Below are 14112 nucleotides of genomic sequence, written 5' to 3' on the forward strand. Positions count from 1 at the left end.
GGGTGCAGGGCGGCGCGACAAAGACCGCACCCGCCTGCTTTGAAACAGGCGGGTGCGGTGTGTGGTGGAGCCAAGCGGGATCGAACCGCTGACCTCGTCATTGCGAACGACGCGCTCTCCCAGCTGAGCTATGGCCCCACGGGCGAGAGGGAATCTACCACGCTCCGCGCGCCGCGCGCAAGGGTGCCGGGCGCGGTCAGCTCACATGGACACGCTTACCTTCTGTTCACGTCCGGGCGCTTACACTCGCCTGCATGAGTGCGCCCGCCACGCCCGTCCCCGCTGCCCAGGGCAGCGACCGCTTCGCCCACAAGTTCGGCCAGGAGGGGATCACCTTCGACGACGTGCTGCTGCAACCCCGGCACTCGCAGGTGCTGCCGCACGAGGTGAACATCGAGGCGCAGCTGACCCGCCGCGTGCGCCTGAACATCCCCTTCCTGTCCGCCGCGATGGATACCGTCACCGAGACGAACATGGCGGTCGCCATGGCCCGCGAGGGCGGCATCGGCGTGATTCACAAGAACATGCCCATCGACGCGCAGGCCGAGATGGTCCGCAAGGTCAAACGCTCCGAGAGCGGCATGATCGTGGACCCCATCACGCTGCCCCCGCACGCCACCGTCGGGGACGCCGACCGCCTGATGGGCGAGTACCGCATCAGCGGCGTGCCCATCACCGACCCGAACGGGAAGCTGCTGGGCATCATCACCAACCGCGACATGCGCTTCGTGGACGACCTGAGCACCCCCATCCGCGACGTGATGACCAGCGAGAACCTCGTGACCGTCCCTGTCGGCACCACCCTGGAAGAGGCGCAGGAGATCTTCAAGCGGCACCGCATCGAGAAGCTGCTGGTCGTCGAGAACGAACTGCTGCGCGGCCTGATCACCATCAAGGACCTGACCAAGCGCGTGAAGTACCCGCGCGCCGCCAAGGACAGCCTGGGTCGCCTGCGCGTCGCGGCGGCCATCGGGGTCGGTGCCGACCTGATGGACCGCGCCGGGGCGCTCGTGCAGGCCGGCGCGGACGTGCTGGTGCTGGACAGCGCGCACGGCCACAGCCAGGGCATCCTCAGCGCCCTGAGCCGCGTCAAGGAAGCCTTCGACGTGGACGTGATCGCCGGGAACGTCGCCACGCGCGCCGGCGCCCGCGACCTGATCCTGGCCGGCGCGGACGCCGTGAAGGTCGGCATCGGGCCAGGCAGCATCTGCACCACCCGCGTCGTGACCGGCGTGGGCGTCCCGCAGATCACCGCGATCTTCGAGGCGAGCGCCGCCGCCATGGAAGCCGGGATTCCAATCATCGCGGACGGCGGTATCAAGCAGACCGGCGACGTGCCCAAGGCGATCGCCGCCGGCGCGAACGTCGTCATGATGGGCAGCATGCTGGCCGGCACCGACGAGAGCCCCGGCGAGAGCATCCTGCGCGACGGCCGCCGCTACAAGAGCTACCGCGGCATGGGTTCCCTGGGCGCCATGGATCAGGGCAGCGCCGACCGCTACTTCCAGAGCGGCAGCCGCAAGTTCGTGCCCGAGGGCATCGAGGGCATCGTGGCGTACAAGGGCACCGCCGGCGAGGTCATCTACCAGTTCGTGGGCGGCCTGCGCAGCTCGATGGGGTACTGCGGCGCTCCGGACCTGCAGACGCTGCGTGACGAGGCGCAGTTCGTGCGGATCACCGGCGCCAGCCTCGTGGAGAGCCACCCGCACGGCGTGACCATCACCAAGGAAGCGCCCAACTACGGCGGCCGCTGACCAGCAGCGGGGCAGGGGGGGGCGCGGCGAGGGGTTGCCGCGTCCCCCTGTCTGTTGCACCGCCCGGCCCTTTTCCCAGGGCGGCTCTTGCACCCTGTCCCAATTGACAGACTGTCATCAGGGGCGAGGGGTAGGGTAGGGGCATGCGCCTCCTGACCGCCCCCCGCGAACCCGTGAACGCCCTGACCCACTGGGGCGGCGCGCTCGCCGCGCTGATCGTGCTGGGGCTGTTGCTGAGCTGGGCGCACGCCCGCGGGCTGGTGCTGTGGCCGTTCGTGGTGTTCAGCGTCAGCATGGTCGCCCTGTACGCCGCCAGCGCCAGCTACCACTCCTTCCGCCCCGGCGAACGGGGCCTGCTGTGGCTGCGCAAACTCGACCACGCCGGAATCTTCCTGCTGATCGCCGGAACGTACACCCCGGTCGCGTACTTCGGCCTGTCCGGCCCCTGGCAGGCGGCCGTCCTGTGGATCATCTGGGGCGTTGCCCTGAGCGGCATCACCCTGAAACTCGTCACCATGAGCCTGCCGCGCTGGATCAGTACCGCGCTGTACCTCGGGATGGGCTGGCTGGCCGTGGCGTTCCTGCCGCAACTGGCCCGTAACCTCCCGGCCGCCGCTCTCTTCTGGCTCGCGGCGGGCGGCGTGATGTACTCCATCGGCGCCGTCGTGTACGGCACGAAACGCTGGAACCCCCGCCCCGGCGTGTTCGGCTTCCACGAGATCTGGCACCTGTTCGTCCTGGCCGGCACCGCCGCGCACGTCGTGATGATGTTCCACCTGCGCTGAACCTCAAGGAACGCTCAGCCGAAGATCTGAAGCAGAACGTTGGTCAGAGTGATGCGCAGCAGGTTAATCTGACTGCCGAGCAGGTACAACACTCCAAACACGACGATAAAACTGTAGGGCTGGCGCTCGAAGTCGTCCAGAGAGCGCCCCAGCGACGGGACCAGACCACCCAGAATTCGACTGCCGTCAAGCAGCGGGATCGGGAGCAAATTGATGACCGCCAGCAGGACGTTGATGCTGATGATGTACTGGAAAGCCTGCGTCACGGCCTCGTTCTGAGGCAGAAAGCGGAACAGCAGGATGAATCCGATAGCAATCAACAGGTTGACGGATGGCCCCGCGGCCGCAACTGCCACCCTACCCCAGCGACTGAGGCGGGCGGGGTTGATGGGTGTGCTGGCAAACCCGAACCCAACCAGAACCAGCAGCAGTATCCCGATGGGACTCAGGTGTGGAATAGGGTTCAGAGTGACCCGACCAAACTGCCTTGGTGTTGGGTCGCCCAGCCGATCTGCAACGAAGGCGTGACCCATTTCGTGTGCAGCCAGGGAGAGCGCCAGCACCACCAGGACTGTGATGAACACGCTGGGTTCGCTGAGTAGAGGAAGGAGGCCAATATTCATTGCGCGCATTCTATTGGGTGTTTCAGGTCAGACATTGCGAGCCAGGAATGCCTTCAGCGCCCCGCGCTCGTCGTCGGCGCTGCGGACCTGCCCGGCGCGGCGCAGCCCGGCCAGGTGCGACAGCGCCTCGCCCACACCCCGGCCCGGCGGGACACCCAGGGCCACCACGTCCTTGCCGGTCAGGGGTTCGTAGGCGTCCGGGCGCAGCAGGGCGCGCAGTTCGCGTTCCGGCGTGCCGTCCGGGAAGTGGGTGTCGGACAGCGCGCGGGCCAGCAGCGCCCCCGGCCGGTCCCCCAGGTTCAGGCGCCCGGCCAGTGCCTCGGGGTCCGGCGCGGCGTGCAGCAGCGCCGCCGCGTACGCCGTGAAGGGCGCCGCCGCCCCCGCGTCCCGGCGGGCGTCCAGGGCGTCCAGTAGCGCCGTGTCCGGCAGCAGCGACCCCGCGCCCCAGCCGCGCAGCACGCCCGCCGCGCGGCCCGGCCTGGGCTCGTGCAGCAGCAGCCGCAGTTCCGCCCACAGCCGGGGCGTGCGCCCGGCCATGTCCAGCGCAGCCGGCACCTGCCCGAGCAGTTCCGGCGCGGCGGTCAGGTCCAGGCGCGCGGCCAGTCTCGACCCGCGCACCAGCCGGCTGGCGTCCTCGCGCAGCGAGTCGCCGTGCAGGGGCCGCAGCCGCCGCGCCCGCAGGTCGTCCAGGCCGCCCGTCACGTCCAGCAGCGTGGGCACCCCGGCAGGGGAGAGGTGCAGCGCCAGCGCATTCACGCTGAAATCCCGCCGCCGCAGGTCGTCGGTCAGCGAGCCGGGCAGTGGCAGCGGATTCCCGCCCGGCACTGGGTACACCTCGCGCCGCGCCCGCACCAGATCGGCCGCGCGGCCGTCCGGCAGGGTCACGGTCGCGTTCCCGAACGCCGGGTGAAACACGAACGGCAACCCCGTCGCGGCGGCCAGGGTTGCCACATCCGCGTCCGGCACGACCACGTCCAGGTCCAGCGGGGTCACGCCCAGCAGCGCGTCCCGCACCGCGCCGCCCACCAGCGCCGCGCCACCCGGACCTGCCTGCGCCGCCACGTCCAGCAGCCACGCCCGGTCCTCCGGCCGCAGCGCCGCCCAGACGGCCCGCGCGTTCCCGCCGCCCTCAGCGGAACGAGGTTTCATCCAGCGTGACCTTCACCTCACGCGACTCCCCGGCCCGCACGACCGTCAACGTCACGGTGTCGCCCTCCCGGCGGTCGATCAGGCCCGCCTGCAGGTCCTCCAGCGCGTCCACCGGGTCGCCGTCCACGGCCGTGATCACGTCCCCGCCCAGGCGGATCGCGCCGCCCCGGAAGGACTCGGTGCGCGTGCCGCCCCGCAGGCCCGCCCGCGCGGCCGGCGTGCCCGGCGCGACTTCCCCGATCACCAGTCCCCGCTCTGGCAACTCCAGTTCCCGTTTCCCCTCGGACGACAGCACGCTCAGGCCCACCGCCAGCACCTGCTGCTGCCCGCGCACCAGCAGGCCCGCCGTCACGCCCAGCGTCGGGGCGCGCACCTCCTGCCCGTTCGCCGCCTGGAGGCGCGGCAACAGGTTCTTCGCGGTGTTCACCGGAATCGCGAACCCCACCCCGGCACTCTGCCCCACCCCGGTCGCCTGCCCGCTCGGCGAGTAGATCTGCGTGTTGATGCCGATCACGCGCCCCCCGCTGTCCAGCAGCGGCCCGCCACTGTTCCCCGGATTGATCGCCGCGTCCGTCTGAATCGCCTTCTGCGTGATGCCCTCGGACGCGCCGCTGCCCGAGAACCCGATCGGAATCTGCCGCGCCGTGCTGCTCACGATGCCCTCGGTCACGCTGAAATCCAGCCCGAACGGCGCGCCCATCGCAATGGCCTTCTGCCCCACCTTCAGGGCGTCGCTGTCACCCAGCGGAATCGGCCGGATCAGCTTCGCGTCCAGGCCCACCGGGCGGATCAGCGCCAGATCGTACTGCGGGGCCAGCCCGATCACGCGGGCCTCCACGCTCTGCTCCTGCCCCATGACCCGCACGCTGATCTTCTGCGCCGCGCCCGACCCGGACTCGCCGGCCACGACGTGATAGTTCGTCAGAATGTCCCCCGCGTCGTTCACGAAGAACCCGCTGCCCAGCCCGCGCTGCACCTCGCTGCCCCCGAACATCCCGAACGGATCGCGGCCCATCACCTCGTTCTCGGTGCTGATGAACACCAGCCCCGGCTCGAACCGCCCCACCACGTCGATGGTGTTCTGCTCGTTCTGAAGCCGCGCGCCCGCCTCCGCCGCGACCGGATCGGCCGCACCACCCACCGCCGGAGCCTGCGCCCCGCCCACCGGCACCTGATCGCGCAGCAGCGTCGCCCCCAGACCCAACCCCACCAGTACCAGCACGATTCCCACACCACGACCCTTCATGAGAGGCATTATCCGCCAAGGAGCGGATGCCGGGTGGGGACGCGCTGTGGTGTGCTTCATGCATGAACCCTGAGCGCGCCACGCACGACCTCCGTACGCAGCTGGGAGACTTCCTGGCCGGACACCGCCCGGACGGCGTCTTCCACGTTCAGCCCGGTGGTCCCGGCAACGTGCCCGCCCTCGCCGACCTGGACACCCCGGAACTGCACCTGGACCTGCTGCCCGACCCGCCCACCCACGAGCAGCGCGCCGCCCTGACCCACCTGGGCTACCAGCCACAGACAGAGCGCACCTGGACGCACCCCGGCGGCTGGCGACTGATCCTGTGCGACCACACCAGCGGCTGGCGCGCCGAACAGGCCGCGCTGCAAGGCGTGCTGCGCCACGACCCCCACGCCGCCCGCACCTACCGCGCCGCCTTCACCGCCGCCGGCCGCGACCACGCCGACCACACCCTGCGCCCCGCCGCGCTGACCCACCACGCCCGCACCGTCGGCCTGACCCCCGCTCGGCAGGTCGCCCGTCTGCTCGCCCCACTGGACGCCCCCTGGATGATCGCCGCCGGATACGCCCTCGACCTGCACCTGGGCCACACCGCCCGCCCCCACGACGACCTCGACGTGATCCTGCCCCGCGACGCACAGGCCCGGCTGCCCGAACTGCTGCCCGGCTGGCGGCTCGACGCGCCCATCGACGGCACCTACCGGCCCTACACGGCCCCCCTCGACCCACCCCACCACCAGATCCACGCCCGGCACCCCGACCTGACCGGCGTCCTGATGCTCGACCTGCTCCTGACCGACCTGAGGGGCGGCACCTGGCACTACCGCCGCGACCCCCGCATCACCCTGCCTCTCGACCGCGCCCGGAAAGTCAGCCCCGAAGGCCTGCCGTATCTCGCCCCGGAAGCGGTCCTCCTGTTCAAAGCCGGAACCGCCGGACGCGACCCACGCGGCAAGGACGAACAGGACTACCAGCGCGTCCAACCCACGCTGACTGCCGAAGCCCGCGCCTGGCTGCACGGCGCCCTGACCCACACCCGACCGGACCACCCCTGGCTGACCGGACTGGAATGACAAAACCGCCCCCGGAGGGGCGGCGTGCAGAGGGGACGGGATCAGTTGGCCGCGCAGCCGTTCACTGAAGAAGAAGTATTCCTGGGTGTGGGCGTCCCGGTGGCGAAGTCACTGTTGTTCTGATTTGTGTCCGTACAGCCACCTCCACCACGCAGCACGCTGGTGGTGTTGCTGGGGGCCGCTGCGGGTGCCGCGCCTTCGTACTGATTGGCGGTAGTACCCGCTCCCACAAAGTCCAGGACGTTCCCGCCACTGACGGACCCGGCCGTCGAGGGTGGGAATGCGGAAGACGTGGTCAGGGCGACTTTGAAGGAGGTGGCACCCATGTTAAAGGTGCAGTTGGTCTGGTCCGGATTAGGCAGAGTTGGTGCCGTCGTGCTTGCGCCAGCGGCACACTGCACCAGATAGTAACGACCCGGTGCAAGTGTTACATCATTCAGGGCCAGAGGGGTGGCACTGAACGTTCCTGTAGCGCTGGTCCAGTGGAGATAAAGGCCATTGAGGCTCAGGGAGGCGGCAGTCGGGTTGAACAGTTCAATGAAGTCATTACGGTAGGGCGCTCCAGTGTTCCCGCCACCCCCGTACGCTTGGCTGATCACGATGCCGCTCGGTCCGGCAGTCGCTGTCGTGACGGTCACCGTGAAGGTGGTGGTCGCGTCGCTGATGCCGGTGCCGCTGCCGGTCACGGTGACGGTGTAGGTGCCGGCGGTGGCGCCGGTCGCGTTGACGGTCAGGGCGCCGCTGTTGCCGGTGCCGGGCTGGGTGGTCACGGTGAAGGTAGGGGCGGTGCCGCTGCCGCTGACGCTGGTGGCGAGGTTCACGCTGCCGGTGTAGTTGCTGCGGTTGACGTTGATGGTGTTCGTGGTGCTCTGGCCTGCCACGACGTTCACGCTGGCTGTCGCCGGGGAGAGGCTGACGCTGCTGGTCGGGGTGATGGGCGTCTGGGGGGTCAGGTTCAGGCCGATCAGCAGGGGGTCGTGGTCGCTGCTGCGGAAGGCGTTGGCAGCGTAGAGGCTGGTCAGCTGCCCGGCGCTCTTGAATTCGGTGTTGTAGTCCAGCACGGTGGGTTCGTCGGCATTGATGTGCCACTTAGTCTGACCCGTGACCTGAGTGGCGAGGCTGGCGCTGCTGGTGGCGTGGTCCAGGCTGCCCCACTGACCGTCGAACTGGTACGAGTAGCTGCTGTTGCTGAACAGGTTGGTGTACCCGGCCGTCGCCAGGATGGAGAGCGGTTTTTCCATGGCGTAGGCGTTGTAGTCGCCCATCAGGAGGATGTCGGACTCACCGGTGCCGGTGGGGTCGGTCGCCAGCCAGTTCACCAGGACGGTGGCGGCGTTCTCGCGGGCCTTGTACCCGTTCCCCTGACCGTCGCCTGCATCGGCATCAGCCAGCCCGGAGCAGGAGCTGCCCTTACTCTTGAGGTGCAGGGCCACGGCGGTGAAGCGGCCGCCGTTCGCGTTGCTCTGGAAGGTCTGCGCCCAGCTGGGACGGTTGCAGGTGTCGGTGTACTTCGGATCGAAGCGGTTGTCGAGCAGCGCGAGATTCCCGACGGGCGTGACGGCGGTCGGCTTGTAGATCATGGCGAGGCTGATGGCGTCCGTGCCGACCTTCGCGCCGGGGTTCACGTAGGCGTACGTTCCAGCCCCCAGGGTCGCGTTCAGCTTCTGCACCAGCAGGGCCACGGAGCTGTTGCTGCCCTTGTCGAAGTCGTTCTGGATTTCCATCAGGTTCAGCACGTCGGCGTTCAGGCCGCTGATGGCCGCCACGATCTTGTCCTGCTGGCGCAGGAACTCCTCGCAGTTGTTCGCGCCACGGGCCGCGCTGCCGCCCACGCCGTTGGGCGTGCAGCCCGTGTTGCTCGTGACGAGAGACGTGAAGTAGTTCAGGACGTTCATCGCGCCGACGCGCAGGTTGCTGTTGCCCACTGCTTCCGGGGCGTTCAGGCGGGGGTTGACCGGGTCGAACTGAGCGCTGGTGGTCATGACGCGGTACATGAAGTTGCTGCCGCTGCGGTTGCCGAAACCGTCGTGTTCGTAGTGCAGGACGCCGGTGGCTGTGCCGCGGTCACCGCCTCGCAGGGAGTTGCCTGCCGAGAGCGGCTGGCCGTTCAGGCCATAGATCGGATCGGGATTCTGCTGGAGACTGGAGTTGTCGATGCGCAGTGTCTGGTTGGGCAGGTTGCTGGCATAGGCGCTGTACCCGGAAACGCTGGGCGCGTTGGTCTGCGTGTAGTTCGTGATGCGGTTGGCGGAGAGATCCACATTCCCGAAGCGGCCAAGCGTGAAATTGCTGGTCACGGTGCCGGTCGTCGTGACGAGCATGCCTTCAAACCGCTCGCGCTGCGAGACGGGCAGGTTGGGGGCGATACTGGCCGCCTCGGGGAGGGGGACGCCCGAGCTGAGCGTCGTCACGGTCGGCGCGGTGAGCTGCGTGGTCGTGAGGGGAGCCGTCACGGTCACCGGCGGATTGTTGCCGGAGGCTGGATACGTGTAGGTGCTCCTGTATTCCGTGACGGTGGCGCCGACGCGCACCCGGTCACCCACCTTCACCGTGGGGCAGCTGGTGTCGCAGAACACGAACACGCCGTCACTGGTGGTGGCGTCACCGTCGGCGTCTATGCCTTCTTCCTGGATGAAGAAGCCTTTGAGGGAGTCCGTGACGTTTGCGGTGTTGACAGAAGTGACGACGCCCTCGACGGTGACGTTCTGGCCGTTCAGGGGGCTGGCGGCGTCGCCGCTGGGCGTGCTGCCCTGCACGCTGGCGACGTTGGTCAGGGCGACCTGTCCGGGCGCGTCGGCCACGGCGAACACCAGTTTGAACGCGAAGGGGTCGGCGTCGCTGATCTGGGTGCCCTGAAGGGGAACGCGCGCGGCGAACGTGATTGTCTGGGACATGCCGGGAGCGAGCGCGCCGCCTTCCCAGCCCTGGTGGCTGAGGCCCGCGACGCTCTGCCCGGCGGGCGTGGTGACCTGCAGGCCGCCGGTATCCAGGCCGCTGCGCAGGGGCGTGGCGTTCGGGTCGGCCTGGATGGTGCCGCCCGAGACGTGGTGGGCGACTTCGACCTGCATGCCGGCCGCGCTGACGGGCGCGCCGGTGCGGGTGCGGACCTCGCCGAAGGGGGTGGCGCCGCTGGTACCGCCGGTTCCGTCGGTGTCCACGGGAATGTAGGTGGGGAGCGTGATGGGCGTCTGGGTGGTGTTCGTGACGGTGAAGGTGGCGGTCATGTGGACCACGCGGTTCGCCTCGTCCACGACGTTGGACATGCTCGTCCGGTTGAAGTTCAGTCCGCCCGTGATCTCGGTGGCCTGGGCACTCAGGCTGCCGGCGGGACGGACGGTGGCCTGGGCGGACGGGCCGTTCAGGCCGTTCACGTTCAGTTCGTACAGGCCGAGGACGCGGGCGGTGTTGGGCGTGGGGGCCGGCGCGGTGGTGGGGGTGCCGGTGGTGGCGCAGCCGCTCAGGGCGAGCAGGCCGGCCAGCAGCAGGGCGCGGGATTCAGTACGAGCCACGGTTGTTCTCCTGTCCCGGCAGGCCGGGGAAGCGGTTGAAGCCGACAGAGCCGATCAGGGTGACGGCCTGCCACGCGCCGAGGTCCTGCACGCGGGGCGGCTCGTAGTGGAGGGGTGTGCCCTGCTGGTTGGTGGGGCTGGGGGGGCTGGACGGTGGGACATGGTTCATTCGGACTCCTGGGTGACGCCTGGATAAGAATTCGGAACGCAGGTCGGTGCGGCCGGACAGCCCCTGGCAGACAGGGGGGTCTGTCGGTGTGGGTGGAACGGGAAGTCGCATGGCAGCAGGCGAAGCGGGGGGTACCTTAAGGTCTGACTGTCATGGTTTGTTCAGAATTCTCCGGCAGAATCTCGCGCCCGGACGGTGGACGTCAAGGGCGCCGAGTCACCTGCGTGTGGCGGCGCGCGGCTGCGCTACCCTGCCTGCCATGTGGCGCGGAAACGAGGATGTGCTGGTCACGGACCTGGACGACGAGCTGGTCCTGATGCACGCGGGCCGGAGCGAGATGTTCAGCCTGAATGCGGCCGGGCGGCTGCTGTGGCAGGCCCTTCCGGCCAGCGAGGAGACCCTGATGGACCTGTTGCGGCGCACCTTCGGTCTGGGTGACGTGCAGGCCCGGTCGGACGTAAGCGCGGTCCTGCATGAGCTGGTGGCCCGCGACCTGATCCGGAAGGGCTGAGGAGAGGGGCGGCGTGCGCTCACCCGACCCCCTGGCTGGCGCGCCGGGTGACTGGCGCAGCCTGGACGCCCGCGTGAGGGCCGCGTCCGGTGTGCCGGGTGACTGGATGGACGTCCTGCGGCGTGACTGGGGGCTGGGGTGCGCGGCGCCGGTGGACGCCGGGGAGCGGCAGCTGGAGGTCCGGGTGGGTGACTGGTCACTGGCGCCGCCTGCCGCGACCGGGCGGCAGGTGGTCCTGCCGGACGGCGTGGCGCGGGTGCAGGTGCTGGGTGACGAGTTGTGGCTGGAAGACCGGCTGCACGTCCGTCTGGGCGAGCGGCGCAGCGTCCTGACCTGCGCGCCGCAGGGAGCCGCCCCGGACCTGTGGGCGCTGGCGTTCACCGAGGCGCACCGGGCAGCCGGGTGGGTGCCGCTGCACGCCGCGCTGATCGCCGGGCGCGGTGGGGTGGTGGCGATCACGGGACCCAGCGGGGCCGGCAAGACGACCGCCTGTCTGCGTCTGCGGGCGGCCGGCTGGACGGTCCTGGCCGAAGACCGCGCCTGGATCGGACCGGACGACCGCGCGGCCGGTCTGGACCGCACCCTGCGCGCCCTGGACGACAGCCTCGCGCGCTTTGCGCCGGAGCTGTTGCTGGACGGGCCGGGCGTCACGCGGGACGCGCGGGGCAAGCGGGTGCTGCCGCTGACCGTGCCGCCCGTGTCGCTGCCCCTGACGGCCGTACTGCTCCTGGGGCATCCGGGGCCGCTGGGGCCGGCCGACCGGGTGCGGGAGTTCTGGCAGGCGACCGGCGTGCCGATGGGCGCGTCGGGCCAGCGGGCGGTCAGTGCCGCCGCGCAACGCCTCGTCAGGACGGTTCTGTGGCGTCCGGCTGGCCGGGAGCAGCTGCTGTCGCTGGTGCCGGATCTGCTGGGCGCACCGCTTCAGGAGTAGCCGTGACGGATTCCGGTGGGTACGTGAACAGCACCCGGAAGGTCTGCCGGTTGAAGTCCTCTCCGTAGATTTCGATGATGCCGAGGGTGTCCTCGACCCAGGCGTGACCCGTGATCTGGGTACCGTGCCGGGCCGCGCCGCTCACGAACACGGCCGGGTGACCCAGTCGGCGCAGGGCGCGGTACGTGGCGTATGCGCGCGGCACGCACACCCCGACCTTTCGCTGGCGGGGGTGCAGGGCCTGGGTGATCAGCCGCGCGTTCGTGACGGCGCGGTCCAGCCGGGCGGGGTCCAGCGGTCGGGTCGGGCCGGGCGGGGTCCAGCGGCGCAGGTGGTCGCGCGGATCGCCGCCACGCCGCACGGCGGTCATGGCGGCCAGCACGTCGGCCGCCGCCTGCGGCACGCCCGGCAGCAGGAACGCGGCCCGCTGGACGCGCAGCCAGTTGCGCCGCAGGACCGGGGTCAGCCCGTCCTGGCATAAGGCCCTGGCCAGGACCGGACCGGTACGGGCGGGGTCGAGGCTCAGGTGCCCGGGGTCGCACAGCTGCGCGAACGCCGCCCAGGTGTGCGTGGCGCCCAGTTCGGCGGCGCGGGCGGCCAGTTGCACGTTCCCGGCGGGGCCGGTCAGGGCGTGATGTTCGCGCAGGCGTTGCAGGTCCAGCGGGTCGGCGGGTTTCAGGCCGCCGGTGTCGCCGCCCCAGCTGCGGCTGACGGCGAGTGTCGCGACCAGCTCGTCGGTCGGGTGGGGCCGCCAGACGCGCAGGCCGTCCCAGTCGCGCGGCCGGGCGGCCGCCCAGACCTGCCGGGTCAGGGCGACGGTGCGGCGGCGGCCCGCGTACCAGTCGGGAATCAGCCAGCGGTGGACGTCCAGTCGCGTGTGCCCGCCGGGACTGAACAGGTGCATGGTCTCGTGCGTCCAGCGGTCGGGGTGCGCGTGCTGCCCGTCACTGCTCCAGCCGCGCGCCAGGGCCAGGTGCGCCGCGCGCGCCACAGTCACGGGGTCGCCCGGCAGCAGCAGGTCCACGTCGCCGTAAAAGCGTTCGGTGCGGGTCGCGTACGCGAACTCGCTCAGGGCGAAGCCCTTGAACAGCAGCGCCGGAATGCCCTCCGCCTCCCAGGCGCGCAGCAGGTCACGCAGTTCGGCGCGGATCAGGGCGTGCCGGGCGCCGAGGGCCAGGGCGCCGGCCCTCAGCGCTCCCCGCAGCGGGTCCTGGGGGTGCAGGCGCGCGCGCACGGCGCCGTCCAGTCCGGCGGCGCGCAGGTGGGGGAGGTCGCTGGCGACCGGTGATCCGCCGCGCAGGACCCGTTCCAGGACCCTCAGGTCAGGGACGGTCGGGGCGGGGTCAGGCATGGGTGCCCAGAGTGTAGCGGGCAGGGCGCGGGGCTGTGGATCACCGGCCCGGAGCCCGGCCCGCGTCTGCCCTGCTGTTCAGGCGCGGGCGTGGGTGTCGGTGGCGTCCAGCGCGGCGATCTCGTCGGGGGTGATCTGGTAGTGTTCGCCGCACCAGTGGCACACGATTTCCTGCCCGCCGGCGGCGATCATGTCCTGGCGTTCGGCGGCGTCGAAGAATTTCAGGGAGTCGCTGGCTTTCTCGCGGGAGCAGCGGCATTCGAAGCGGGAGGCCTGCGCCTCGGCGGCGAGTTGCACGTTCAGGCCGTCGGTGGCGCGGTTGATGGCTTCCATCAGGCCGCCCCGGCGGAGGTTGTCGGTGATCTGGCCCATGGCGCGGATGTTCGCCTCGAGTTTCCCGAGGGTCTCGTCGGTGACGCCGGGCATCGCCTGGATGAGCAGGCCGCCGGCGTGCGCGACCCGGCCGCCTTCCTCGTACACGCCGAGCAGCACGGCGTTCGGGATCTGTTCGGACACGCCGAGGTAGGTGCTGATGTCCTCGGCGATCTCGCCGCTGACGAGGTGGGCGCTGCCGGTGTACGGTTCGCCGTTGTCAAGCAGGCGGGTGACGCTCAGTTCGCCCTGGGTGCCGACGATGCCGCTCACGTCGAGTTTGCCGTCCCGTTCGCGCAGCGGCAGGTCCGCGTCGGGCTGGCGGACGTAGCCGCGCACGCGGCCGTCCACGCTGCCCTCGGCGACGATGAACCCGACCGGGCCGTCACCCTCGACGCGCACGGTGACGCGGCTGTCGCTGCGTTTGCCGAGGACGGTGGCGAGCAGCACGCTGCCGGTCAGGGTGCGGCCCAGCGCGGCGGTGGCGGTCTTGCTGAGGTGGTGGCGGAGGCGGGCGTCCTCGACGACCTGCGTGGCGTCCATGCCGACGATCCGCAGGGTGCCGCCGGCGGCCGTGCCGCGCAGGACGTAGGAGGCGGGAGTGGAGGCAGTCATCCCGCCACCTTAACGGGCGGG

Annotated in this window: 12 protein-coding genes and 1 tRNA gene; 5 read left to right on the forward strand and 8 right to left on the reverse strand. The window is 70.4% G+C overall.

Features of this window, described 5'->3' with window-relative positions; all coding sequences use genetic code 11:
- Positions 1–62: 62 nt before the first annotated feature.
- A tRNA-Ala gene (locus tag CBQ26_RS02695) sits at positions 63–138 on the reverse strand.
- A gap of 116 nt (positions 139–254) precedes the next feature.
- Here CBQ26_RS02695 and guaB point away from each other — a divergent pair.
- Together guaB and trhA are read left to right on the forward strand one after the other, a co-directional pair.
- A complete protein-coding gene (gene guaB, locus CBQ26_RS02700; protein WP_088247067.1) occupies positions 255–1754 on the forward strand; it encodes an IMP dehydrogenase in 1500 nt (499 codons plus the stop codon).
- 143 nt (positions 1755–1897) lie between these two features.
- The gene (trhA, locus tag CBQ26_RS02705) at positions 1898–2539 is read left to right on the forward strand and encodes a PAQR family membrane homeostasis protein TrhA (protein WP_088247068.1); all 642 of its coding nucleotides are present in this window, start codon (positions 1898–1900) and stop codon (positions 2537–2539) included.
- A 14-nt stretch (positions 2540–2553) separates the two neighbouring features.
- Here trhA and CBQ26_RS02710 read toward each other — a convergent pair whose 3' ends face one another.
- The 3 genes from CBQ26_RS02710 to CBQ26_RS02720 are packed head-to-tail and all read right to left on the reverse strand — an operon-like array spanning position 2554 to position 5557.
- Positions 2554–3162 carry a site-2 protease family protein gene (locus CBQ26_RS02710; protein WP_088247069.1) on the reverse strand — a complete coding sequence of 203 codons (609 nt, stop codon included), beginning with the start codon at positions 3160–3162 and terminating at the stop codon, positions 2554–2556.
- Between the two features lie 27 nt (positions 3163–3189).
- On the reverse strand, positions 3190–4311 hold the full coding sequence (locus CBQ26_RS02715) for a tRNA nucleotidyltransferase/poly(A) polymerase family protein (RefSeq protein ID WP_088247070.1): 1122 nt from the start codon (positions 4309–4311) through the stop codon (positions 3190–3192).
- Positions 4292–5557, reverse strand: coding sequence for a S1C family serine protease (locus CBQ26_RS02720; protein ID WP_088247071.1), 1266 nt, complete (start codon positions 5555–5557; stop codon positions 4292–4294). Before CBQ26_RS02720 ends, CBQ26_RS02715 begins: the two co-directional genes overlap by 20 nt.
- Positions 5558–5619: 62 nt before the next feature.
- On the opposite strand from CBQ26_RS02720, the gene CBQ26_RS02725 reads away from it, so the two are divergent.
- Positions 5620–6633, forward strand: coding sequence for a nucleotidyltransferase domain-containing protein (locus tag CBQ26_RS02725; RefSeq protein WP_088247072.1), 1014 nt, complete (start codon positions 5620–5622; stop codon positions 6631–6633).
- Between the two features lie 41 nt (positions 6634–6674).
- On the opposite strand, the gene CBQ26_RS02730 is transcribed toward CBQ26_RS02725, so the two are convergent.
- Both CBQ26_RS02730 and CBQ26_RS02735 read right to left on the reverse strand, forming a co-directional pair.
- A complete protein-coding gene (locus CBQ26_RS02730) occupies positions 6675–10142 on the reverse strand; it encodes an ExeM/NucH family extracellular endonuclease (protein ID WP_229844406.1) in 3468 nt (1155 codons plus the stop codon).
- Positions 10129–10311 (reverse strand): hypothetical protein, encoded by a 183-nt coding sequence (locus tag CBQ26_RS02735; protein ID WP_088247073.1) that lies wholly within the window; start codon positions 10309–10311, stop codon positions 10129–10131. The genes CBQ26_RS02730 and CBQ26_RS02735 overlap by 14 nt, the downstream gene beginning before the upstream one ends.
- Positions 10312–10570: 259 nt before the next feature.
- Here CBQ26_RS02735 and CBQ26_RS02740 point away from each other — a divergent pair, with 259 nt between their 5' ends.
- Positions 10571–10822, forward strand: a complete 252-nt coding sequence (locus CBQ26_RS02740) for a PqqD family protein (RefSeq protein WP_088247074.1) — start codon at positions 10571–10573, stop codon at positions 10820–10822.
- A gap of 13 nt (positions 10823–10835) precedes the next feature.
- A complete protein-coding gene (locus tag CBQ26_RS02745) occupies positions 10836–11753 on the forward strand; it encodes a hypothetical protein (protein WP_143341958.1) in 918 nt (305 codons plus the stop codon).
- On the opposite strand, the gene CBQ26_RS02750 is transcribed toward CBQ26_RS02745, so the two are convergent.
- Positions 11668–13104, reverse strand: a complete 1437-nt coding sequence (locus tag CBQ26_RS02750; RefSeq protein WP_088247076.1) for a lasso peptide biosynthesis B2 protein — start codon at positions 13102–13104, stop codon at positions 11668–11670. The genes CBQ26_RS02745 and CBQ26_RS02750 overlap by 86 nt on opposite strands.
- 78 nt (positions 13105–13182) lie before the next feature.
- A complete protein-coding gene (hslO, locus tag CBQ26_RS02755) occupies positions 13183–14091 on the reverse strand; it encodes an Hsp33 family molecular chaperone HslO (protein WP_088247077.1) in 909 nt (302 codons plus the stop codon).
- Positions 14092–14112 lie beyond the last annotated feature (21 nt).

This window comes from Deinococcus indicus (assembly GCF_002198095.1).
In the GTDB taxonomy this organism is placed as follows: domain Bacteria; phylum Deinococcota; class Deinococci; order Deinococcales; family Deinococcaceae; genus Deinococcus; species Deinococcus caeni.